Below are 21,769 nucleotides of genomic sequence, written 5' to 3' on the forward strand. Positions count from 1 at the left end.
AGTGGCTTTTTAGCTTTTAACCTTGTTTTAGTTTTTAATGGTGTTCGTCTAAGCATCTTCCCACTCCCGTTTTATTTGTGCCTCAACAAGTCGGCACTCTAATTTATATACATTTATGGCTTCTTGAGCATTAAGATATAATACTTTTGAAACGTCTCTTTGATGTCTCAAATCGCTTATTTCTTCATCACCTTTAGCTAAATCATTGATAAGCGTGTCCGCCATTTTTTCTAATCGAGCCTGTGCAATAAATTTTGCTTTAGCCCTTTTGTAAGATCGTTCTGATTCAGCTAAGGCAATGCCACGCTTTTTTGATTCTGCTAAAGCGTGGCTTAATTCTTTTCTTTTTTGTTGTAAATATTGGAGCAGCTCAAATGATTCCATTAACTTCTAACCTCATTCTGATATTCTCTATTCATTGTTATTCCTCCAATAATTTGCTATACTGTAGAAAAAGATAATACAAATATCGCTTAGCAACCTTATTTGTACTTGGCCTAACTAATTGCCGTTAGTTAGGCCTCTTTTTTATTCTTTTTCATAGTTATATGCTTTCTTATGTTCTCTTTGCCGATATAATTCAATTAGTGTTTTTTCATGATGCCTAGACAACCGTCTATGTTCTAATTGCCAATACGACGCCTCATTTTCCGCATCATTCCATTTCATCAATGAGATCATTCCTAGTGATGTTAAAATTCCCCAGCCAAGATATATTTCCATTGGTAATTCTGGTACTACACCAGCGTCTGCTCCATCCATCGTCCCAAACAAAAAAGCCATTGAAATGCCTAAAATAATTCCAAAAATAAACTTGATGTTCTTCTTTATAAATTTCAACACGTTATCACCCTATTTATCCTTTTAAGTACGATAAATAACAACCTTTCATAAAAGCTTCAAAGCCAACTACATTTATTCGCCTTGCTTTAGGACTAAGTTCAATAACAATTTTGTTGTAAACTCCCTTTTCCCTCATTAGCTCTAGCTTTCTATAAACAGTTGTTCTGTCAATATTAAATCGCTTAGCAATTTGGCTAACTCTTTCATACGTAATGTCTTCTGTCCTCATTTTTACCTCCACATGATATAATTATTATTTAGAAAGGATGTGTTTTTTATGCGAATCAATTTTGAATTAATCCGTGACTTATTATTAATAATTGAAAATGAATCCACAACTATCCATGGTGTTTTGTTTGTTGATTCTTCGGAAATGGCGAATGCAGTTCGTGAAGCCTTAGGTGATACTATTCACCGTGATTTGCCAGCTTATCAAAAAGATTTGGAATCAAAATTTACTTTAGACGAAATAAAATACCACTTAAATTATTGTATTAAAGCAGAGCTTATTTATGATAAAGATAAAAATTTTTCTCCAGATATCTATATCCCTGACCTTACAGTCAAAGGTCATGAATATATAAATTTAATTCGCGAAAAATCCCACTGGGAAAAATTAAAAGAATTCTTAAATAAAGCCAAAGAACCTTTAACAATAGAAGCTATCACTTTGGCTGGAGAAAGATTATTAAATTCAGCACTAGGTAGCTAACCCGTATATCTCATTAATTCATGAAAGGTTGTGACTCCATGAAACGTGATTTAGACTTAATCCGTGATATTCTTCTTATTATTGAAGATAAATCAATCCCAGGCAGTCCATTACGTAATTCTGAATTCGAAAAATTAAATACTAACTTAGAAACTTTCTTTTACCATTTGCAACTATTAGATGATGCTGGTTTCATTGAGGCCAACTTACAAGAAGGTTGTACTGGCTTTTTAGCATTTCAAGTATTTCGACTAACTAATGATGGTTGTGAATATCTTGACTCTGTGAGAGACCCCAAAATATATGAATCAATAAAAAAGAAAACTGCATCATTGGCTAATAGCGTTTCTTTAGAAATTGTTAAGCAAATTGGGACTTCACTTATTTTAACGAAATTAAATTTATAGCTTCTGCTATTATTGCCTTATCAAGTTGTTTCAATAGGCTTGAATATTCTTCTGAACCCCCTTCTTCCTTACTAAACGTATATTCTTTTTTTGTTAGATGTTCTTCAACCTCTAATAACATTAATAATCGTCTTTTGCTAAAAATTGATTCCATACAATTTGAAATCTTCATATAATCACCGCCCTTTAAAACTTTTTATTCAATAGCTCAAAAAATAATAGTGAAACTACTAATATCCAACCAACTAATGATAAATAAAAGACTTCATCTGATTTAGCGAAAACAATTTCTAATACTAATGGTAAAGAGATCACTAGCTTCAAAATGCTTTTACATATAGTTAAATTAATTTCCTTTAGAGCCTCTTCTATAGATGGCTCTTTTTTATTTGGTGGCATTAACCTCACTCCTTCGTGCTATAATTAATTCAAGAAAGGAGGTGCATTATGAAAATAGAAGGATTAGACAACCTAGAAAAATCTTTAAATGAACTTAGTGCAAACGCTAAAAAATTGTCAGGAACTTCAGCTATTCCATTTGACGAACTATTCCCACCTAGCTTTATGAGGCATCATACAGACTCTAGCAGTATTGATGAATTTCTAGACAATTCTCCATTTACTATTGAATCTGAAGAAGACTTTCTTGCAATACCTGATGAAGAGTGGGACAACTATATAGTTGCTCATACTGATTTTTCATCTTGGGAAGAAATGCAAGGCAAAGCTGCGGAGGATTATGTAGTTAAACAACTAGGCTTTTAAGCTTATTTCTACCAACAACTTATTTTTTACTTTTACACTAAAAGGTAAGCACTGCTCTGCTTGCCTTTTTTTATATTCTATTTTCATAAAAAGCTTCTTTCCTAACTTGGCTTTTTTATTTGGTGGCATGAACCTCTCCTCTTTATGCTATAATCAAAATAAGAAAGTAGGTGTATTTATGAATAATGACTCCTTAGACAAAAGTTTATCTCAAATCACGGCTGCATTAGCCACAAAAGTCTATGAAGACTTAGCACAAAAATCAGTAAAAAATGTAGGTGATATGTTATCCGATATAACATCAGCCATTGCATTTTGTACACTACCCTTTGCAATAGTAGGAAGCAAAGCTAAAGAGTTAAGAATTAAATATGCCAATTTTTTAGATCATACATACTCTAAAATTCCCGAAGAACATCAAGTAAAACCTGATAACGCTATCTCTATCTCTGTTATTCAAAATTTACTTATGTCTTTTGAGAAAAAAGATATTTATGAAATGTATTCTAATTTACTGGCAACCGCTTCTGATAACCGCCATAAAGATGATGTACACCCAACGTTTCCTTTTCTCGTTAGTCAACTAAATCATCTAGATGCAATAATCTTAGAAAAACTTTATCATGAAAGATTTATTCCTTTTTTAGAGTTTCAAATTACTACAGGTGATTTACCATTTAATTCAATCGAACCATTTACTCTTATTGATGGATTCGAAGATGATTATGCGGGAATTGCCTCTTCTTTTAACAATTTATTACGTCTTGGAATAATTAGAAAACAACCTGCATTATATGGCCCTATTGGCTCAGAAAATATTTACGCTAAAATATATGAATCCCCTACTTTTAATTGTGTTCGTCAATTTAAACCATCCTATTTCGAACCTTGTAATGTAAAACTAGAACATGGGGCTATGAAACTAATATCAGGTTCATTTATGCCTACTATTCAAGGAAACTTTTTCTTAAGTAGCTGTTTCCTAAATGATTCTAAATAGTCCGAATCTTTCAAAAGATATTCAATATCAGCTTTAGTTAGAACCCCTTTTTTATCTAATAAATCTAAAATAATTTTTGATGTTAATGCTCCATATACAGCAATGTACGTTATATTCCCTAACAAAGAATCCATATTTATACTTTTTAGAGCCTCTTCTATAGATGGCTCTTTTTTATTTGGTGGCATAAACCTCACTCCTTCGTGCTATAATATCTTTCAATTAAATGTCATGAAAATAACCAAGAATTTACAGACTTTGATAATTTTTGCCCCTATGGAAGTATTTTTTATACATTCATCGGCAAAAGTATCCTTGTTGTTTATGGCGATGATATTTTGTATATTCACTTCCAAAATTATTAATTAGCTTTAATAGAAAGAGTGCAGTTGCAGCTGTACTCTTTTTGTATTTCTGCTAACTTTTTTACCCACCAATCAAATTTTTCTGGACAACATGCAACTTCAAAAGGTAGTTCTACATTTATATCAAAAGTTAAACTGAAACTATCCATCTCATCACCTCCTCTTTTATTTGGTGTCATTTACCTCACTCCTTTATGCTATAATTAATTCAAGTTAGATGAATAGTAATTTAATAAATAAACTGTTATAATTACCGTGATAGGATAATGAGATATGCTGAACTATTTGGTAACAAATAGAAATAAAGGATAAAAAGCCTTTATGTTAACACATTGGTGGTTCCTCCACATAATCAAGGTTTCTTAGCAAGCGTGGTTTCTAGTGTTAATCAAGTTGCTCCTCAAATGAAAGGTCTACAGCCTCTCATGCGAGCAACTGAGGCAGCAAGAACTGCTGGAGCCTTGGCGTTAGCTACAATGCCAGCAGTAAAATCGTTTGAATCTCTTCAAACTGTTGCTCCAACCGTACGTGATTTCGCAGAAAGAAAGGATATTCTCCATGTCCCATTAATGAGTAATCATTAATCGCAAATCGGGTTAATTCAAGGAAACTCCTACCGGCATAGGACAACCCTGAGCCAAGACAAGGGAATTTGCATTTCGTACCTTGTAAGGTGCAACGCATAGATAGTGCAGAGCAATACTAATAATCTATCCACGAACGCCCGATATCCTATCATAAAAGCCTTCTTAATCAGAGGGCTTTTTTATTTTTTACTTGGTGGCATTTACCTCACCCCTCAACAATCGTCTGTTATATTAGACAGCTAAAGTAAAAAAATATCTGAAACTTTACACTCTAAAGCTGTTGCAATTTTAATTAAAGTACTTGTTGTTGTAGTTGTTTCGCTATCCGGTGCTTCTAAGGAAGCAATTGTTGCTCTTGAAACACCTGATTTTTCAGCTAATTTCTCTTGAGAAATTTTTCTTTTTTCTCTAAACTCTTTTACTTTGTACATTGGTATTCACCCCCTTTCATCGTCTATTATAACAGACAAAAACATTTTGTCAAATATTTTAGACGAATATATTTGAAATTTTGTCAAATATATTATACAATGTATCTAACAGGAGGTGTAAAATGTATATCGGAGAATTTATTAAGAACTATAGAGAGTTACATAGCTTATCAATGCAAGACTTTAGTAATCTTACTGGATTGAGCAAAGCTTATATAGGAATGTTAGAAAAAATATATAACCCTAAAACTAATCAGCCAATCAGCCCCTCTATAGATAAATTAAATCAAATAGCCGTTGGTATAGGACTTTCTTTAGATGATTTATTGAAACAATTAGATGAAAATCAACCTGTAACTATAGGTTCTAATACAAAATCAACTTTTACTAAAAAAGACGAGCGTGACATTCAAAAGCGTCTACAAAATATACTAGATGATCTTGATGATAATGCCACCTTAAATTTTTATAATGGTGATGAAGAAATGGACGCGGAAACTAAAGAGTTATTACGTATCTCACTCGAATCCTCTATTCGACTAGCAAAAAGTAGAGCCAAACAAAAATTTACACCTAATAAGTACAAGGACAAGAAGGACTGATTGCCATTGGATATTAAAGGGACTGTTAATAAATTAATAAAAAACAACAATACCAATAATCCCTTTTCAATCTGCCAGGCATTAGATATTGTTGTTAAGTACGAAAAATTAGGAAATATATTAGGTTATTGTGATACTCACTTTCGTATGCGAACAATTCACATCAATGAAAACGCACCTGAGGAACTCCACCCTTTTATCTGCGCTCACGAATTGGGACATACAATATTACACCCTAAAATTAATACACCATTTTTACGGAATAATACATTATTTTCAGTAGATAAAATCGAACGTCAAGCCAATACCTTTGCCGTTGAATTATTGCTTCCAGACAGTATATTACAAGAACATGAGGATATTAACTTCTATGCCTTAGCTAAATGCCACGGTATTCCAAATGGACTTGAAAGCTTAAAATTTAAATGAGGTTCAATTTACTATTATTTGTAAAGTTATAGAATTAAGACAACCTTTTTAATATAATGATTAAATCGAGGTGTTATATGGACTTTAAAAAACCTGAAAACAAACTTGCATTAGATTCTGAAATCAAAAAACTCTGTCATGCTTATTCAAATATGCTATTAAACCTTAATAATACTGATCAACATAAAGCAGCATTATTATTTTATTGGTTAAGAGAGTATAAACAATTACTAAACAGAGAAAAAGGATTTAATCCAAACTACTTAAAAAAATATAATCGAGGAGACATCATTAATGTTAACTTAGGCTTTAACCCAGGTTCAGAACAAGGTGGTCTTCATTATGCAATAGTATTAAGTAATACTCCCAAATCATCAGAAACTATTACCATAATTCCATTGAAAAGTAAAAAATCAGAAGATTATATTCCTCGATATGGAGAAATTGATTTAGGTAGTGAGTTTATTGATATTTTTTCAGAAAAATCTAAGTCAATTCTTTTAAATTTTGATAATGAATTAGAGCTTTATAATGATTTAGTGAATCAAAAAAATAATTTAGCAAATGACTCTACAACAAAATTAGAACTAGCAAAAAGCTTTTATGAAACATTCAAAAATACTTTACGAAATTCTTCAAGTGAAGAAGAATTTGAAGCGATTCGCAAGACAGAAGAACCTAAATTAAAGGAAAAACTAAACGAAGTCCAACAATCTATAAAGAATTTAGAGCACACTAACGAAGAAATAAAAGAAAAAAGACAATTTATTGAGGAGACCTCTAATCTAGCAAAAGCACATATGGCTCATTTAAATACACTAAATAGTGGTTCAATTGCACTTGTTAATCAAATAACTACTATAAGTAAAATGCGTATCATTAATCCTATTCGCTCTAAAGATACCTTATCTAAAATAAAACTATCTCCACAAACACTAGATTTAATAGATAAAGAAATCTTAAAACTCTTTACCTATCAAAAATCTAAGAATTGACAATAAATATATATATGATATAATAACTATACAACTTAGCGGCTTGCCCGCCATACAATTAAGACTTTGTGACTTGCTCACAATACTTTAAAAGAGGTATTAGTTATTATAACTAATACCTCTTTTTCCATTCTTGATATTATATTATTAATCTTATATACTGTAGGCATAAGGTAACAATAAGTTACTAAACAATATGAGAGTACTACTTGATAGTACAAATAAATGCCTACTCATTTGAGTAGGCATTTTTAGTTGTAAATTTTATAAACTAAAGGATTCATATGAAAGACAAAATAAATATAACATTTCAAAAAGGTCCCCTTGCCGAACCGAAGCTTAAAGAAATATCAAAACTTTTACAAATATCCTTTGATTCAGATGATATTAAGGTAAAAGCAATCTATAATAATAGATTAGTTGGCAATGCAAAATATATAGATAATGAACTAGTTTGTAATAATTGTGAGTCATCATCTAATCAGTTTCAATTTATAATGCATGCAGTAACTGAAAATAAAGAAAGAGAAGTATACAAATGTCAACACTGTGGTCAAGATATATTTACCCTTTATGACTATCAGGATCATCCAAAGAAAACCTTTTAAAATAAAAAATATCCCCCATTATTGCTACCAACAATAATGAGGGACAATTGAATACGATTCCTAGAGCGAAACCGCATCAATCCGCAAATTGATTATAACACGCTCTAGGTTAGTTTGTCATACCTTATTAACTAACAAGGAGCGTGATTTTTTATGTGGTGTGAACCGTACACAGCTAAAGATGGCACTATAAGTTATAAATACAGCGAACGCTATACTTGTCCTTATAGTGGTAAATTAAAAAAGGTTTCTGTTACTTATTCCAAAAATTCTAGGCAAGCCGAAAAAGCAGCCTATACTGAATTACAAGAAAAAATACAAAAAATTCTCAACGCCGATATTTATGCAGAACGAACACTAGATTCTTTATTGACAGAATTTATTAACTCACGTAAGCCGTTTGTTAAGCCTACAACTAACCATGGCCACTTACAGAAACAACGTGCTATTAATAATTTATTACCAAAAGATATTCTAATCTCAAAATTAACAACCGCACTGCTGCAAACAAACTTATGTAAATTCTTAGAAGATAATTCATACAGTTACACACGATCATTATTTTGTCTGATACATCAATCATTCAAGTATGCCAAAAGATTAGGCTACATAAAAGAAATATCATTTATTGAAAATGTAGAGTTGCCAAAACCGCAAAAAACTGTAGAAGAAGTAAAAAAAGAACGGGCTAAATTCTTAACTAAAGATGAGCTTGCTGACATTCTTGAACGAATAAGAAATATAAATGTCTATGTTTCATTAATCTGTGAATTTCAATCTTTAACTGGATTACGTATAGGCGAGCTATTGGCTCTTAGACGTCAAGACTTTGACAGAAAAAATAAAACTATAGATGTTAATGGTACATTAACATCTCGTTACACTATAAAAGATGGCGAAATTAGGCTATCACCTAAAAACTCTTATTCAATTCGCACAGTTAGTTTAAGTTTACGAGCTATTCAAATTTTACACCGCTTCATTATGGCCAACAACACACGTAAAGTACTTAATGAAAAATATAATCCTGAAAACTACATTTTCACTACTGACGGTGGCAAACCATACGATGTCCATTTCATTAATAAAATCATTAAACGTACTGGCTTTTATAAGCCCGTCAGCACACACACATTTCGTCATACACACATTTCCCTTTTAGCAGAAGCCAACGTTCCTCTAAAAGCGATAATGGAGCGTGTAGGACACAATGAACCAAGAACTACATTATCGGTCTATACTCACGTTACAGAAGCAATGAAGCAACAACTAGATAACGCTATAAACAATATAAGTCTTGTTATCGCCAATAAATAAAAAAAGAGCCCCTACACACTGTAGGAGCTCTTTTCTCATAGGGGCAGTTGTAGGGGCAAGATAGGGGCAAATGGTTGCAACATCAGTCAACCACTTACAACTTCTATTTTCTCAAATACCCTTATATTATCTAGCTTTGCAACGTGTTGCAACTTAATGCAACTATCTGCAAAAGCCTAAGTTTTGATGGCGGAGAGGGTGGGATTCGAACCCACGGCCCCTTGCGGAGTCACTGGTTTTCAAGACCAGCTCCTTAAACCACTCGGACACCTCTCCATATTAAATTGTACTATAATATAATACTCTTTTTTCTCCAACAAATCAAGATATATTTATAAATTTCCCACGTATTGCTCCCTATCTGCGTCTATGTTCATGATAATTATGTCTCTAGTTAACCAAAACAATTAAACTTTTCATGAATAACTTCATTCCTAAGAATATTTTATGATATTATTTAAGTATAAAATTATCAACGCTCACTCTGTTCAGAAGGAGGCTCTTTTCATGAAACGTTTTACTCTACTGTGCATTATAGGTGCTTTTTTATTTTCTTTACAGCCTGTAACCTATGAAGCTGCTTCACCAACACAAGTCATTGTCAAATTCTTCACTTCATTAATAAGCAACGAGGTGAAAGAAAACGACAAAGCAACGAAATCAACACCAAAAGGGACACATTCCTCCGGCAATGCTAGCAAGCACACCGATTCTGCTGATGATACCACAGAATGGGTGTCAATTAATCCTAAAGATTCTTACCTAAAAAACGTCTATATTAATATGGACGATATTAGAGAACATAGTGATCCTAATGCTATGCCTGTACGAGTGAAATCGATTCACAAAGATACTGGCACCTATACTATTAAATATCTATTAGCCTTCAAAGATGCTCAATATGTGCGCGTTGAAAAAACGGAAACCTATAATTTAAAGTCTGGCCAATTCTTAGGTACTACCCCAGCTTATACAGGGCGTTATGATTCCATAAATGGTCCTATAATTACGAAGATTTTTGAACTTCAAGAAGATGTAGCCTTAGACGAAGAAGATGCACTGCACGAAGAACAAGAAGCTAAAGAAAACGCCATGCTCTATATGTCCATTATAGCCGCTGTTATTCCACTCATTGTGGGTGGCCTTATCGGTGCCTTTGTGGGCCATCGCAAAGCCAAAAAGGCAGTCTTACCCCTCTTAGTTCTACTCTTGCTAGCTAATCCCATAGCTCAAGCCGAGGATTGGGTAAAAGTGCCAACCGATGACAGTTCTGTCAATATGTATCTTGATGCTGATGATATAAAAAAATCATTAGATAATAAAGCCATTGAAGCGGCCGTAAAAATCGAATATCTCAAAAACCCTCAATACTTTTACGTGCAAAATGTTCTTTTTCTACCAGATAATTTATATTTAGGCGTCAATAATACAACGATTACGGATACAGCAAAAAATGAAACTAGAAAGCTTTTTATCGCTGGTGGCTTTGATGGCAATAAAAAATTTGTTTATTCCGATCTTGCCAAAGAAGCCTGGCGTATTCGCCATGAACTAGAGCAGGCTAAAGCAGCCGAAGAAGCTGAGATAGCACGTCAAGAACAGCGTAAATCCCTCTTTATCCTCCTTGGCATTAGCATTGTCTCACTCCTCATAGGTGGTGGTATAGGCTTTGCTATAACCAATCGTCGAAAAAGTTCATAACTAAAATGTTCTATTCAAGAAATGTAAGGTTTTAAAAGTTTTAAAGCCAACCAATTACTTCAATAGATTTTCAAATTCATATGTAAAAAATGCTATACACCATGAGCCCCCCAGACCTAAAGGGAGACGTGGCGTATAGCATTTTTTAATTATACTGAACCTGCTACTAAATCATATACTGAACAAACTTCTAAGATATATACTAAGCAAGCTACTAAGTTATATACTAAGCAAGCTACTAAGTTATATACTGAGCAAGCTACTGGGCCGTCCTATTATAAATTGATTTCATAGTTTAGCCATTCTGTATTTTCTTCAGCACAGATGCCTTTGTAAAACTTCTTACCTGCTTCATTCCAGTCTGCCACAGTCCATTTAATTTGCGTGCAACCTTGTGCTTTGGCCTCTTCTTTTAATGCGGCCATGAGCTTAGTTCCTAATTCTTGGCCTCGATACGCTTCATCTACATAAAGCTCTTTCATATAAATAGCCGGCTTATTCTGTGCCGTGTACATTAAATAATAATACACGAGCATACCTGCAATTTTACCGTCCACTTCAGCAACTAAACAATAAAATAAAGGTTCATCTGTATCTAAACCTTTTTCTAACACAATCTCAGGGGTAATATTAAAACTATTTATATATTTTTCAAATACTGCTAAGCCCTTCATTAATTCAAATACGTCTGCCACATCTTCTTTTCTAGCTTTACGAATAATTGTCATATGTAACCTCGTTTCTTTAACATCCTATTACAACAATACTATAAGTAATGCCCCCTATAATTGTATCCCTCTATAACTAGCGCTATATAGCTATAGGGCTATAACACAATCTGCCTATGTGCTACAACAAAGAGGGCTAACACAATATCTTTAAAGTTCAATAACTGGTGATTCTTTAGTCAAAATATATTGGCTTACCTTAGCATCTAGTACTGCCTTTGCTTTTTCTGCCACAAAATGAAGCGCTTCACGCAACGCCTCTTCACGCTTTGGATCGACCAATTCAATAACTAAAAAAGCATTTTTTGTTTTTGGTGTAATCATCGTACGAGCTCCATCGCGCCAATTAAAACAACGACACACTGCGCCCACATCATCTTTATAACAAAGTTCATTAGGCAGCGTCGGATTGTTCTCTTCTTCACCGATTAAATAGAATTCATCCCCACCATCGGTAATCGTTAATTTTAAATCGCCTACAAACGTATCCATATCTTCTGCGCCACAAGGAAGAGCATAGCACAAACTAGCCGCATTATAAATATCCACTAAAGGATTAATACTGCCAACGGCTTTTTCCCCTTGAGAGCGTTTTAAAAGATTTTCAATACTAGAACGAACGCCCTTTTTAGTTTTAAATTTTTTATACGCCTCACGATATACCTTAATAACTTCATTATCACTGAATACAGGTTCAGTCAAATAGGCCCCCGCCATTTCATTACTTTCTTTGAGCAAACTATCAAACTCTGGTAATTGCTCTTGTATATTATTAAAATCTTTTAACGTTATGACGCCGATTTTAGCATTAGGGAATAAATTCCAAAAAGATTGATCTACAATAAACTGACTCATATTAATACCTCCCAACTAATTAGTAAACAGTACGCTAGTAGCCAATTCACCAGTAACTAATCCGCCAGTAGCCGATTCACTAGTAACTGATTCACGGAATACAAATAGAGACAATATAATGCTCTATTTATCAAAAAAGCATACCTCCACATATCTTCTAAGACCTAACGATATGCGTGGCATGCTTTCGCACACTACCCGGTGGCAGTATTCATATATAATTGATGATGTTAGTATAGCACAAAGCGCTTACCAATGATAGCGATTCTTTTACTCCACTACATGATAGCTATTATTTTACTCTACTACATAATAGCTATTATTTTATTACGCCATAAATAAAAACTAACTAAACGGTAATTAAAGTACAGCTAAGCTATAAACAAATGTAACTCTGCGAAAAATAAATTCAACTACACCCTAAGTAACCTTAAGGCCCTATAATTATAAGAAATCATTTTTCCACAACAATAGACTGGCAATACAAGTTACAAGCACAGCAATGCCAATGACGATTTCAAAGCCACCGCCTCCTGTCCAGTCTTGGAAGGGCACCGGCACATTGACCCCCCACAAACTAAATATAACAGTAGGTACAGCTAAAATAATTGTCATAGATGCTAAGAGCTTCATGACCATATTAAGATTATTAGAAATGATGGACGTGAAGGCATTCATCATGTTCATCAAAATGTTAGAGTACATCTCAACCATCTCGATGGCCTGCTTATTTTCAATAATTACGTCTTCCAATAAATCCTCATCCTCATCATACATCTTAAGTAAATGACGTACGTCTTCATGACGACGAATGCGCAAAATACGCTCCATTACTGTTCCATTCGTCTTGAGGGCAGAAGTAAAATATGTCATGGATTTCTGTAATTCAAGTAATTGGAAAAAGTCTTTATTCTTGGTAGTATGACGTAATTGTATTTCAATATCATCACTGCGACGATTGATTTGTTGCAAATAACGTAAAAACAAAGTGGCTGTACGATACATAATCTGGAATAAGAAACGAGTTTTCTTAAATGTATAAAAAGTAGCCACTTGATTGTTTAAAAATGGGTATAAGATTTCAGATTCTTCCAAGCACACTGTGATAAAGAAGTCCGGCGTCAAGAAAATGCCCAGCGGCACCGTATCATAACTATCGCTACCACGCAATGCTGGTATGTTAATTACTACAAATATATAGTTTTCTTCAATTTCTACGTGCGAACGTTCTTCCATATCGAGGGCTGTTTTAAGCACATCTGTAGGGATTTCCGTCATGATGTTGACTAGTGCTAGCTCATCGGGGTCAGGATTCACCAAGTTAATCCACGAGCCCTTTGTTGCATCCGCTACAGTTGTATCTGATAAAAGCTCGCCGTCTTCATGTTTGTATACCGTGAGCATACGCCACCTCCCATTCATTTCATCTTATACTTCATCATAAACAACAATGATAAGGTAAGTCAAGAGCCGAATCAAGGGATTTTACAAAAAGAAAACATCCTGTCCTAATGTAATTTACAATGTGTAAATTTGTCATTTAGAACAGGACGTTTTCTACTTAACGCTGATATAAAATGCGAATGGAATTTAAAATACAAAGAATTGATACGCCAGTATCGGCAAACACGGCTAACCACATATTCGCAAAGCCAAAAAGACCGATGAGCATAATCAAAATTTTAATACCCAATGCAAAAATTACATTTTGCCAAGCTATGGACAAGGTATTCTTCGCTATGGCTAATGACTGTGCTACCGAATCAATGCTCGGACTCATATATACCACATCTGCCGCTTCAATGGCAGCATCAGCACCACTTCCCATGGCACCACCCACATCAGCACCGGCTAAAACAGGCGCATCATTAATCCCATCGCCAACGAACATGGTAGGCCCATACGTACTGCGCAATTCCTGCATGACCGCTAATTTATCCTCTGGCAATAATTCAGCTCGTACCGCATCAATACCTGCCGCAGCAGCCATATATTGAGCGCCCGCCTTCGTATCGCCAGTAAGCATAATCGTTTGAAGTCCACGGGATTTTAATGCCCCTACAGCAGCTTTCGTATCCTCTTTGAGACTATCGGCAATTAAAATAGATCCTATATACTGTCCATTCACTGCAACGAAAACTTCACTGCCATAAGCAGCTGGCTCTGGCAACATGCCCTGAATTCCCAGCTCCTTAAATAGACGACGATTCCCAACGGCCACTTCTTCACCCTGAACACAGCCAGTCATACCGCGCCCAGATAGCTCTGTTAGATTTGTTGCCTTAGTGAATGAAAGATTCCGTGCCTTCGCCTCATTCACCACACTCACAGCGACGGGATGAGTAGATTGTACTTCAAGAGCCGCTGCATACTGTAAAATTTCATCCCCTTGCAAAACCTTATGCGCCTTAGAACGGCTAGTGCTTACGGAGTCACTCGCTTGAGCTTGGGCTATAGCAGGTTTTATATCACGAACGGCAAACACGCCCGTTGTTAATGTACCCGTTTTATCCATAGCCACAGCTTTAATGCGCGTCATCGCTTCCATGGATAAACCACCTTTAAATAAGATGCCATGCCGCGAGCCCTTGCCGATACCTGCAAAAAATGCTAATGGCACACTTAATACTAAAGCGCAAGGGCAACTAATAACTAAAAATGTTAAAGCTGTGTAAATCCAGTAACTCCAGTTACCTGTAATAAGCGATGGAACCAAAGCAACTAATACAGCAATGCCTACAACAATAGGCGTGTACACACGAGCAAAACGCGTAATAAAACGATCCAATTTAGGCTTTGTAGCTGACGCATTCTCTACAGCTTCTAAAATGCGCATCACCATGGAATCTTTTAACTCTTTGTCTACACGCATCAGAATACGACCACTTTCATTGATACAGCCAGATAAAATAGAATCACCAGGCTTTACTAAAACTGGTACTGGCTCACCGGTTACCGGTGCTGTATCAACTTGGGTAGCCCCATCTACCACAGTCCCATCAAGAGGAATTCGTTCCCCTGCTAACACTTCTACAGTCTGACCAATGCGAATTGATTTAGGATCAACTAACGTCATCTGTCCAGAAGCATCAACTAAGCGAACTTGCTCCGGCCTCATATCAATGGCTTCCATAATAGCGGAGCGACTGCGGGCCGTAGCCTTTTCTTCAAAGAGTTCACCAATTCTAAAAAATAGCATAACCCCTACAGCTTCAGGCGCTTCGCCAATAATGAGAGCCCCTAATGTAGCCACACTCATGAGGAAATTCTCATCAAAAATCTGCCCCGAGCCTATATTTTTCAAGGCTGTAAACAAAATCTCCCAACCTAAAATTAAATAGGTAATAACAAGCATACCTAGCTCTATATGCTTAGGAATTCCATCCACTAATAAATCCACCAACATAACAATAATACCAATAATAATGGCTATGATGTCGCCACGATTACTGCTGTGCTCATGATGAGATTCACCTTTATTAGGACGCTCATATAGTTCCACGGCCACCCCCTCCTCTATGGAGTCACAAATCGCTTGAATATCCCTAACTAAATTCGCATTATCTGCTATCGAGGAATTAATACGTAATTGTTGTGTCCCAATAGAAAACGAAGCATCCTCAACCGTATATAAGGATTTGATTTTATCTTCAATTTTGGCCGCACAATTGGCACAAGTTAAGTTTTTTAAAAGAAGTACCCGTTCCATACGACATTCCTTTCTCCTCATAAAGTCTATCATTATTCACACTGAATATAGCACGCTTTATACTTTACTATAGTCTAATTAAACCTGACTATAATTTAACTTATATTTTACTACCCTGCTATTCTATACTGCTTTACAGTCCTGATACTGGGCCGGCTACAGTTCTCATGATTTTACTACCGTGCTATTTTATACTGCGTTACAGTGCCAATTACACTTACCTATAGTGTAAATTATGCTTACCTACAGCGCCAATTATACTTACCTATAGTGCAATTTGTACTAAATTAGACTACCATTTCACCCTTCATCAAACATATGAACAACTGTTCATATGTTTCTTAACTATATTATAAAATGACGGATAATTAATGTCAATATGGGGGTAGGGGAATAAAAAAGGAATATGAAACTCAGCTGATTACTTAATTTCATATTCCCTTACAATTCAATTATATTCGATACAAGTTCTATTGGCTATTATTGGTTTTAAGAAAACAAGCTTCAATAATAACCTCATTTGTTTTATTATGAGTTAGTATACATCAATTTAAACATTTCAACTAATTCTTGCATTCGTTTAGAAAGTCTAGTTTTTCTTTGCTTAATCCACCATACTTCAGTCTTAAATTCGCTATTTTCAATAGGTATACTATGTAAATTACGTTCTTCAAAATAGTTTCGATTAATACCAAGCTGAAATGAAAATGCATCAGTTTCCAATAAAAAGTTTTGTATATCTAAATTGTCATCCACAAATACTTCATGCTTTATCTCTGTTAACTTAACACCGTCAATCTCAAGAAAATACGATAAATTAGAAAAATAATCATCTCTAAATCGGACTGTAGGCAAGCCAATCAACTCTTTCATATTAACCGATTGTTGATTATAAATTGGACTTTTAGGCCCTACAACTACGAAAATACTATCGACACCCAGTAAAGAAGCCTCCAAATCCGAATTCTTAAGTATACTACTTAACTTTTGGCTTTGAGCAGGATCTGATGTAATAATTCCAATTTCACTTTTTCCCTCTTTTACTAACTCTAATACTTTTCCTAAACGTCCTACATAGTATCGAAGTCCCATGTGTTCTTTACTGTATTTCATAAAGTTTAGCTACTACAGTAGATATAACGGGCATTGGATAAGAGGCTATTGTTAAGGTTGTGCTCGATACATCCTGTTCCGAAAGGCCTTCAATTAACTCCAATTGCGCAATCACAATCTTAGCATATTCATATAATTTTTTCCCACTCTCAGTTAACTCAACACCACGTCGATTCCGTTTAAATAATTCTACATTTAACTCTTTTTCTAAATTTGCAATGGCTTTACTCAAACTAGGCTGCGACATATAAAGTACCGTCGCGGCCTTATTAAAGCTACCTTCAGAGGCTATAGTCAAAAAATACTTTAAATTTTGTAACTCCATATTTTTCCAACCTTTCTCCCCTACACAAGTATAAGCAATAATAAGCCGTTTTCCTAGTCTTAATTTTTAATATATAGAAATCATAGCCATCTCGAATTATATGCATCTTTTCCCTTCATGCATACAAAAAACTCCTATACATAGGAATCCCTATATATAGGAGTTTTTCATTTCATATTATAATTTTGTATTAGTAATTGTCTTACTAATAAGATTAGCTTTCATCGCCAACTTTTGATGTCTCTTTTTTACTTGATATCCCATATAAATAATTAACAACCATATAGGAGCAATAAATATAGCAATTCTATAATCCGGCATTATCGTCATCACTATGGCTATCATGGCAAAGTAAGCAATAGCAATATAATTAGTATACGGATAAAAAGGCATTTTATAAGCTAACTTTTCGGCAGCCTCTGTTCCTATTTTCTTTCTAAACTTCATTTGCGTGATTAAAATCATCACCCAATTAATTAATGCTGCAATTGTAGCTACGGACATAACATAAACAAATAGTTTTTGTGGCATTAGTATATTCAAAATAACCACAATGCCTACTACAAAGGAAGATGCAAGTACACCGGCCCATGGGACACCATGTTTATTAACTTTTTTCAAAAAAGCTGGTGCATTACCTTGTAACGCTAACGCATGGAGCATACGTGCATTACTATACAAGCAGCTATTGTATGCAGAAAATACAGCTGTCAAAACAATTACATTTAGTACTGAGGCAGCACTAGAAATTCCGAGTTTCATAAAAATTTCAACAAAAGGACTTCCTGAAAGACCTACTTGGTTCCATGGATATAAAGTAACTAACACTAACATAGAACCCACATAAAATATGATAATACGCCCAATTATTAAATTAGTGGCTTTAGGAATAGTCTTTGATGGATCATCTGCTTCACCTGCAGTAATACCTATTAATTCGGTACCACCAAAAGCAAATGTAATTACAACAAATGATAAGATAATCCCCCATAAACCATTAGGGAAAAAACCACCATTAACAAATAAATTATCAAACCCTACTGGACGGCCATCAACACCTAAACCAGTAAAAATAATTACAGCACCAAATATAATCATCGCAATAATTGCTACGACTTTTACTAGAGCTCCCCAGAATTCAATTTCACCAAAGGCTTTTACATTACTTAAATTAATAATATTAACTAGAATAAATAGTATTAATTCTGGTATCCAAACCGGTAAGTCTGGTAACCAAAAATTAACATATACACCTACAACAGAAATTTCTGCCATAGAAATAGCAATATAATTGAACCAATAATTCCATCCTGATAAAAAGCCCGGGAACTCTCCCCAATAATCATATGCATAGGTACTAAAAGAGCCAGATACTGGATTATGTACAGCCATTTCGCCCAATGCACGTACTACTAAATAGATAAAAATACCGCCAATAATATATGAAATAGTAACTGCTGGACCTGCTAGCTGAATCGTACTTGCAGAACCATAAAATAATCCCGTCCCAATCGCACAGCCTAATGCAATCATTTGAATGTGCCGATCTTTTAGCCCGCGCTTCAAATCATTTTCTTTCATACCCTTCACCATTATCCTTATTTGTATTCAACTAAAGTATCTTATGTTGTTAGGTTAACCCTGCAATATTTAATTGAACAACATACGCACTGAAGTTACAGTACCTAAGAATACATCATAAGGTCGCTCTTTATGGCTCCCCACCGAGCATTGATGAAATGTCTTATCAAACTATATGTTCAATCCTTATTGCCATGTTCTTATAAAATAAGGAGCTATAAAAGACTTTCGTTTTTCATAGCTCCTTTCTAAACATTTAATTACCTAGAGTATATTATTTTGCTTCATTCTTATATGGTTCTAAGAATGCATGGAAATGACGCATTGGAAGATTGTGACCCATTGTAATACGCATATTAGGAATAGATTCACGATCTTTATAAAGTTCTGTAACTGCTTCAATAACATAGTCTAAATGTTCTTGATTTAATTGGTCGCGGTTTACAGCAAAGCGAACAACATTTACCATTTCTTTTTGTTGTTCTGGAGTTTTTAAATCATACTCCATACTGTAATCCCCTAATTCAGATACACGAATACCATAACGACGAATTAATTCTAAGCTAAACCCTTCACCTGCAAATGTTTCATGCCCACGTTTATAATCAAAGAATTTATCCATATCAAGATATACACCATGTCCACCAGCTGGTAGTACTACTGGAAGACCCGCTTTATGGAAACCTTGAGCTAAATACTCACATTGTGATACACGTTCATGCAAGTAATCAAAACGGCCTGTTTCATATAAGCCAACAGTCAACGCCATTATATCACGGCCACTCATACCACCATAGGAGTCATTACCATACGAGGAAATTTGTTTCACTTTTAATAGAATACCGATATCAGTTGTTACATTTCCTTGTTCGTCAAAATCACTGAATTTTTTCCAGAAGTATCCTTTATCTCTAAATGCTAAGATACCACCCATATTGGCATGTCCATCTTTTTTAAGACTCGCTGTAAAACCATCACAATATGAGAACATTTCTTTTGCAATTTCAAAGATAGACTTATCAGCATATCCTTCTTCATTCATTTTAATAAAATAACAGTTTTCTGCCCAGCGTGCTGCATCTAGCATAAATGGAATTTCATACTTGTGCGAATATTTTCCATTGATACTGGCTGTCCACACACCGTGTTGTTAGTAATAGTAGTATAAACCATTGGCACATTTTCTGGACCAACTTCTTCAATAAGTCGTTCCAATTTTTCTGTATCCATATTACCTTTAAATGGATTTTTGTCGTACTTTCCACCTTCAGGAACTTCCCATAAGAGCTTCATATCAAAGCAATTTCGAGGTGTGGAACCCATTTGTTTAATATTCCCTTCAGTAGTATCAAAATGACCATTGGAAGGAATCATAAAATTTTTCCCTGGATGACGATCATTTAGGATTTTACTTACTAAACTAAATAGAAGAGACTCTGCACAACGCCCTTGAGGAACAATAAAGGTATTAGGTCGTTCCATTTGGGCTGCCCCGCCATTAAATAATGTACCTTCATATTCAGTAAGATACATTTCATCCATCATTTTTTCAATATCTTCACAACCAGTACGAACTAAATCAACAATACGTTTTTGATTATCGCCGCGTTCAAATACATCTCGTAAAGCATCTAACAGACAATAATACCCTTTATTCCGACCATATGCTTCATCACCCAAAAGCATGGCACTCCACTGTAAATCAGTCATCGCTGTTGTACCAGAGTCAGATAACATATCTACCGTTAACATACCTGCTGGAAATGCAAATTCATTATAATGTGTAGCTTTTAAAACTCGTTCACGTTGCTCCACAGTCACTGCCGGAATATTCCGTTTAACATAACACATAGATTTAGGGGTTTTGGTTTTAAGTGGATAATTCATAATTACAACCTCCATAATAATACACCGCCTATGTATAACACCCCGGTTATCTCCTAGTGACTAGCGGACAGCGTTATAAATAAAGCCACCTTAATTATTTGTTGAATGCATATTTACTATGCTTATATGTTATCATTAGTCAAGGTTATAGTCTAACTTCTAAAAGTTATTACTGAGTAATAACTTTTTCTCATATCTATTGTTTTTTTATCATTTTAAATAAATATATTGATAAACTCTAAACGAGAAACAAAAAAGGACATCAGATTCTCACCTAATGTCCTCATTTTGCTATTCAAGCTTATATAAATACAGAATATTATATAATTGTCTTATCAATAGCAATATATATCTTATTAAATTTATAAGAATATAAAACCTTACTTAATTTCAGCAATAACTTCAATTTCACATAAGAAATTAGCAGGTAATTCTTTTACTGCAACACAGCTACGTGCCGGTTTACTAATAAATGCTTCACCATAAATAGCATTAAATGCAGCAAAATCGCTCATTTCATGTAAGAAGCAAGTTGTCTTTACTACATTTTCAAAACCAATACCAGCTTCCGTTAAAATAGCTTTAATGTTAGCAATAGCTTGTTTAGTTTGGCCTTCAATGCCTTCAACTAGTTTTCCTGTAGCAGGATCAATACCGCCTTGACCGGAGATAAATAATAAATTACCAGTTACCATTGCTTGAGAGTAAGGGCCCAATGCTTTTGGTGCATTTTCAGAAAAAACTGTTTTCATAGTAAAACTCCTTTAAATATAAAGTAATTAAAATTATATAATCTACTGTAACTTAAT

27 protein-coding genes, 1 tRNA gene and 1 pseudogene are annotated in these 21,769 nt (G+C 34.5%); 10 read left to right on the plus strand and 19 right to left on the minus strand.

Translation table 11 applies throughout. From position 1 onward, the window contains the following. Positions 1–48: 48 nt before the first annotated feature. The 3 genes from Q0376_RS06230 to Q0376_RS06240 all read right to left on the minus strand — a co-directional run bounded on the left by Q0376_RS06230 (position 49) and on the right by Q0376_RS06240 (position 1,072). A complete protein-coding gene (locus Q0376_RS06230; RefSeq protein ID WP_298705310.1) occupies positions 49–384 on the minus strand; it encodes a hypothetical protein in 336 nt (111 codons plus the stop codon). A gap of 144 nt (positions 385–528) precedes the next feature. Next, entirely contained in the window at positions 529–783 is a 255-nt protein-coding gene (locus Q0376_RS06235; RefSeq protein WP_298705312.1) for a hypothetical protein, read from the minus strand. Between the two features lie 73 nt (positions 784–856). Then, positions 857–1,072 (minus strand): helix-turn-helix domain-containing protein, encoded by a 216-nt coding sequence (locus tag Q0376_RS06240; protein ID WP_298705313.1) that lies wholly within the window; start codon positions 1,070–1,072, stop codon positions 857–859. A 48-nt stretch (positions 1,073–1,120) separates the two neighbouring features. Between Q0376_RS06240 and Q0376_RS06245 the strand changes: the two genes are divergently transcribed. Both Q0376_RS06245 and Q0376_RS06250 read left to right on the plus strand, forming a co-directional pair. Next, a complete protein-coding gene (locus tag Q0376_RS06245) occupies positions 1,121–1,555 on the plus strand; it encodes a DUF2513 domain-containing protein (RefSeq protein WP_298705317.1) in 435 nt (144 codons plus the stop codon). A gap of 38 nt (positions 1,556–1,593) precedes the next feature. Beyond that, a complete protein-coding gene (locus Q0376_RS06250; RefSeq protein ID WP_298705320.1) occupies positions 1,594–1,962 on the plus strand; it encodes a DUF2513 domain-containing protein in 369 nt (122 codons plus the stop codon). On the opposite strand, the gene Q0376_RS06255 is transcribed toward Q0376_RS06250, so the two are convergent. Both Q0376_RS06255 and Q0376_RS06260 read right to left on the minus strand, forming a co-directional pair. Further along, entirely contained in the window at positions 1,937–2,134 is a 198-nt protein-coding gene (locus tag Q0376_RS06255) for a hypothetical protein (protein ID WP_298705323.1), read from the minus strand. The genes Q0376_RS06250 and Q0376_RS06255 overlap by 26 nt on opposite strands. Before the next feature lie 14 nt (positions 2,135–2,148). After that, a complete protein-coding gene (locus Q0376_RS06260) occupies positions 2,149–2,361 on the minus strand; it encodes a hypothetical protein (protein WP_298705325.1) in 213 nt (70 codons plus the stop codon). Positions 2,362–2,409: 48 nt separating this feature from the next. Here Q0376_RS06260 and Q0376_RS06265 point away from each other — a divergent pair, with 48 nt between their 5' ends. After that, entirely contained in the window at positions 2,410–2,727 is a 318-nt protein-coding gene (locus Q0376_RS06265; protein WP_298705327.1) for a hypothetical protein, read from the plus strand. Here Q0376_RS06265 and Q0376_RS06270 read toward each other — a convergent pair. After that, positions 2,716–2,856: a hypothetical protein gene (locus tag Q0376_RS06270; protein WP_164726586.1), complete on the minus strand. Its 141-nt coding sequence runs from the start codon at positions 2,854–2,856 to the stop codon at positions 2,716–2,718. The genes Q0376_RS06265 and Q0376_RS06270 overlap by 12 nt on opposite strands. A 49-nt stretch (positions 2,857–2,905) precedes the next feature. On the opposite strand from Q0376_RS06270, the gene Q0376_RS06275 reads away from it, so the two are divergent. Beyond that, positions 2,906–3,727, plus strand: coding sequence for a DUF4393 domain-containing protein (locus tag Q0376_RS06275; RefSeq protein ID WP_298705330.1), 822 nt, complete (start codon positions 2,906–2,908; stop codon positions 3,725–3,727). Here Q0376_RS06275 and Q0376_RS06280 read toward each other — a convergent pair. The 3 genes from Q0376_RS06280 to Q0376_RS06290 all read right to left on the minus strand — a co-directional run bounded on the left by Q0376_RS06280 (position 3,679) and on the right by Q0376_RS06290 (position 5,110). Next, a complete protein-coding gene (locus Q0376_RS06280) occupies positions 3,679–3,915 on the minus strand; it encodes a hypothetical protein (protein ID WP_298705332.1) in 237 nt (78 codons plus the stop codon). The two genes, Q0376_RS06275 and Q0376_RS06280, sit on opposite strands and share 49 nt — an antisense overlap. A 173-nt stretch (positions 3,916–4,088) precedes the next feature. After that, on the minus strand, positions 4,089–4,271 hold the full coding sequence (locus Q0376_RS06285) for a hypothetical protein (protein WP_298705334.1): 183 nt from the start codon (positions 4,269–4,271) through the stop codon (positions 4,089–4,091). Between the two features lie 647 nt (positions 4,272–4,918). Continuing rightward, the gene (locus Q0376_RS06290; protein WP_298705336.1) at positions 4,919–5,110 is read right to left on the minus strand and encodes a helix-turn-helix transcriptional regulator; all 192 of its coding nucleotides are present in this window, start codon (positions 5,108–5,110) and stop codon (positions 4,919–4,921) included. Between the two features lie 122 nt (positions 5,111–5,232). Between Q0376_RS06290 and Q0376_RS06295 the strand changes: the two genes are divergently transcribed. The 5 genes from Q0376_RS06295 (at position 5,233) to Q0376_RS06315 (ending at position 9,061) form a co-directional block, all read left to right on the plus strand. After that, positions 5,233–5,712: a helix-turn-helix domain-containing protein gene (locus tag Q0376_RS06295; protein WP_298705338.1), complete on the plus strand. Its 480-nt coding sequence runs from the start codon at positions 5,233–5,235 to the stop codon at positions 5,710–5,712. Continuing rightward, positions 5,713–6,141, plus strand: coding sequence for an ImmA/IrrE family metallo-endopeptidase (locus Q0376_RS06300; protein WP_298705340.1), 429 nt, complete (start codon positions 5,713–5,715; stop codon positions 6,139–6,141). A gap of 77 nt (positions 6,142–6,218) precedes the next feature. Continuing rightward, entirely contained in the window at positions 6,219–7,136 is a 918-nt protein-coding gene (locus Q0376_RS06305; RefSeq protein WP_298705342.1) for a type II toxin-antitoxin system PemK/MazF family toxin, read from the plus strand. A 284-nt stretch (positions 7,137–7,420) separates the two neighbouring features. Then, positions 7,421–7,744 carry a hypothetical protein gene (locus Q0376_RS06310; protein ID WP_298705344.1) on the plus strand — a complete coding sequence of 108 codons (324 nt, stop codon included), beginning with the start codon at positions 7,421–7,423 and terminating at the stop codon, positions 7,742–7,744. A 153-nt stretch (positions 7,745–7,897) separates the two neighbouring features. Further along, entirely contained in the window at positions 7,898–9,061 is a 1,164-nt protein-coding gene (locus tag Q0376_RS06315; protein WP_298705346.1) for a site-specific integrase, read from the plus strand. A gap of 187 nt (positions 9,062–9,248) precedes the next feature. Here the strand turns inward: Q0376_RS06315 and Q0376_RS06320 are convergent. Beyond that, positions 9,249–9,337 (minus strand) — tRNA-Ser (locus Q0376_RS06320). A 231-nt stretch (positions 9,338–9,568) separates the two neighbouring features. On the opposite strand from Q0376_RS06320, the gene Q0376_RS06325 reads away from it, so the two are divergent. Then, the gene (locus Q0376_RS06325) at positions 9,569–10,762 is read left to right on the plus strand and encodes a hypothetical protein (protein ID WP_298705348.1); all 1,194 of its coding nucleotides are present in this window, start codon (positions 9,569–9,571) and stop codon (positions 10,760–10,762) included. A gap of 275 nt (positions 10,763–11,037) precedes the next feature. Here the strand turns inward: Q0376_RS06325 and Q0376_RS06330 are convergent, their stop codons facing one another. The 9 genes and pseudogenes from Q0376_RS06330 to Q0376_RS06370 all read right to left on the minus strand — a co-directional run bounded on the left by Q0376_RS06330 (position 11,038) and on the right by Q0376_RS06370 (position 21,712). Then, complete coding sequence (locus Q0376_RS06330) at positions 11,038–11,490, minus strand: GNAT family N-acetyltransferase (protein ID WP_298705350.1); 453 nt, start codon at positions 11,488–11,490, stop codon at positions 11,038–11,040. Between the two features lie 150 nt (positions 11,491–11,640). After that, entirely contained in the window at positions 11,641–12,345 is a 705-nt protein-coding gene (locus Q0376_RS06335; protein ID WP_298705352.1) for a B3/4 domain-containing protein, read from the minus strand. A 444-nt stretch (positions 12,346–12,789) separates the two neighbouring features. Beyond that, positions 12,790–13,749, minus strand: a complete 960-nt coding sequence (locus Q0376_RS06340; protein ID WP_298705354.1) for a magnesium transporter CorA family protein — start codon at positions 13,747–13,749, stop codon at positions 12,790–12,792. 157 nt (positions 13,750–13,906) lie between these two features. Beyond that, complete coding sequence (locus Q0376_RS06345) at positions 13,907–16,054, minus strand: heavy metal translocating P-type ATPase (protein WP_298705356.1); 2,148 nt, start codon at positions 16,052–16,054, stop codon at positions 13,907–13,909. A gap of 528 nt (positions 16,055–16,582) precedes the next feature. Continuing rightward, positions 16,583–17,167, minus strand: coding sequence for a LysR family transcriptional regulator substrate-binding protein (locus Q0376_RS06350; protein WP_298705358.1), 585 nt, complete (start codon positions 17,165–17,167; stop codon positions 16,583–16,585). Continuing rightward, positions 17,154–17,492, minus strand: coding sequence for a LysR family transcriptional regulator (locus Q0376_RS06355; protein ID WP_298705360.1), 339 nt, complete (start codon positions 17,490–17,492; stop codon positions 17,154–17,156). The genes Q0376_RS06350 and Q0376_RS06355 overlap by 14 nt, the downstream gene beginning before the upstream one ends. 177 nt (positions 17,493–17,669) lie before the next feature. After that, positions 17,670–19,073, minus strand: coding sequence for an amino acid permease (locus tag Q0376_RS06360; RefSeq protein ID WP_298705362.1), 1,404 nt, complete (start codon positions 19,071–19,073; stop codon positions 17,670–17,672). Positions 19,074–19,347: 274 nt separating this feature from the next. Beyond that, positions 19,348–20,975, minus strand: a pseudogene (locus tag Q0376_RS06365) (tryptophanase). A 365-nt stretch (positions 20,976–21,340) separates the two neighbouring features. Further along, positions 21,341–21,712, minus strand: coding sequence for a Rid family detoxifying hydrolase (locus Q0376_RS06370; RefSeq protein WP_298705364.1), 372 nt, complete (start codon positions 21,710–21,712; stop codon positions 21,341–21,343). Positions 21,713–21,769 lie beyond the last annotated feature (57 nt).

This window comes from uncultured Veillonella sp. (assembly GCF_937981445.1).
In the GTDB taxonomy this organism is placed as follows: Bacteria; Bacillota; Negativicutes; order Veillonellales; family Veillonellaceae; genus Veillonella_A.

Excerpts from the sequence above, each read along its gene's own strand:
- Q0376_RS06345 (WP_298705356.1), bottom strand. The coding sequence starts at position 16,054 with ATGGAACGGGTACTTCTTTTAAAAAACTTAACTTGTGCCAATTGTGCG.
- Q0376_RS06285 (WP_298705334.1), bottom strand. The coding sequence starts at position 4,271 with ATGACACCAAATAAAAGAGGAGGTGATGAGATGGATAGTTTCAGTTTA.
- Q0376_RS06325 (WP_298705348.1), top strand. The coding sequence starts at position 9,569 with ATGAAACGTTTTACTCTACTGTGCATTATAGGTGCTTTTTTATTTTCT.
- Q0376_RS06255 (WP_298705323.1), bottom strand. The coding sequence starts at position 2,134 with ATGAAGATTTCAAATTGTATGGAATCAATTTTTAGCAAAAGACGATTA.
- Q0376_RS06315 (WP_298705346.1), top strand. The coding sequence starts at position 7,898 with ATGTGGTGTGAACCGTACACAGCTAAAGATGGCACTATAAGTTATAAA.
- Q0376_RS06275 (WP_298705330.1), top strand. The coding sequence starts at position 2,906 with ATGAATAATGACTCCTTAGACAAAAGTTTATCTCAAATCACGGCTGCA.
- Q0376_RS06240 (WP_298705313.1), bottom strand. The coding sequence starts at position 1,072 with ATGAGGACAGAAGACATTACGTATGAAAGAGTTAGCCAAATTGCTAAG.
- Q0376_RS06310 (WP_298705344.1), top strand. The coding sequence starts at position 7,421 with ATGAAAGACAAAATAAATATAACATTTCAAAAAGGTCCCCTTGCCGAA.
- Q0376_RS06280 (WP_298705332.1), bottom strand. The coding sequence starts at position 3,915 with ATGCCACCAAATAAAAAAGAGCCATCTATAGAAGAGGCTCTAAAAAGT.
- Q0376_RS06350 (WP_298705358.1), bottom strand. The coding sequence starts at position 17,167 with ATGAAATACAGTAAAGAACACATGGGACTTCGATACTATGTAGGACGT.
- Q0376_RS06360 (WP_298705362.1), bottom strand. The coding sequence starts at position 19,073 with ATGAAAGAAAATGATTTGAAGCGCGGGCTAAAAGATCGGCACATTCAA.
- Q0376_RS06245 (WP_298705317.1), top strand. The coding sequence starts at position 1,121 with ATGCGAATCAATTTTGAATTAATCCGTGACTTATTATTAATAATTGAA.
- Q0376_RS06340 (WP_298705354.1), bottom strand. The coding sequence starts at position 13,749 with ATGCTCACGGTATACAAACATGAAGACGGCGAGCTTTTATCAGATACA.
- Q0376_RS06265 (WP_298705327.1), top strand. The coding sequence starts at position 2,410 with ATGAAAATAGAAGGATTAGACAACCTAGAAAAATCTTTAAATGAACTT.
- Q0376_RS06330 (WP_298705350.1), bottom strand. The coding sequence starts at position 11,490 with ATGACAATTATTCGTAAAGCTAGAAAAGAAGATGTGGCAGACGTATTT.
- Q0376_RS06260 (WP_298705325.1), bottom strand. The coding sequence starts at position 2,361 with ATGCCACCAAATAAAAAAGAGCCATCTATAGAAGAGGCTCTAAAGGAA.
- Q0376_RS06370 (WP_298705364.1), bottom strand. The coding sequence starts at position 21,712 with ATGAAAACAGTTTTTTCTGAAAATGCACCAAAAGCATTGGGCCCTTAC.
- Q0376_RS06270 (WP_164726586.1), bottom strand. The coding sequence starts at position 2,856 with ATGCCACCAAATAAAAAAGCCAAGTTAGGAAAGAAGCTTTTTATGAAA.
- Q0376_RS06335 (WP_298705352.1), bottom strand. The coding sequence starts at position 12,345 with ATGAGTCAGTTTATTGTAGATCAATCTTTTTGGAATTTATTCCCTAAT.
- Q0376_RS06355 (WP_298705360.1), bottom strand. The coding sequence starts at position 17,492 with ATGGAGTTACAAAATTTAAAGTATTTTTTGACTATAGCCTCTGAAGGT.
- Q0376_RS06295 (WP_298705338.1), top strand. The coding sequence starts at position 5,233 with ATGTATATCGGAGAATTTATTAAGAACTATAGAGAGTTACATAGCTTA.
- Q0376_RS06305 (WP_298705342.1), top strand. The coding sequence starts at position 6,219 with ATGGACTTTAAAAAACCTGAAAACAAACTTGCATTAGATTCTGAAATC.
- Q0376_RS06290 (WP_298705336.1), bottom strand. The coding sequence starts at position 5,110 with ATGTACAAAGTAAAAGAGTTTAGAGAAAAAAGAAAAATTTCTCAAGAG.
- Q0376_RS06250 (WP_298705320.1), top strand. The coding sequence starts at position 1,594 with ATGAAACGTGATTTAGACTTAATCCGTGATATTCTTCTTATTATTGAA.
- Q0376_RS06235 (WP_298705312.1), bottom strand. The coding sequence starts at position 783 with ATGGCTTTTTTGTTTGGGACGATGGATGGAGCAGACGCTGGTGTAGTA.
- Q0376_RS06230 (WP_298705310.1), bottom strand. The coding sequence starts at position 384 with ATGGAATCATTTGAGCTGCTCCAATATTTACAACAAAAAAGAAAAGAA.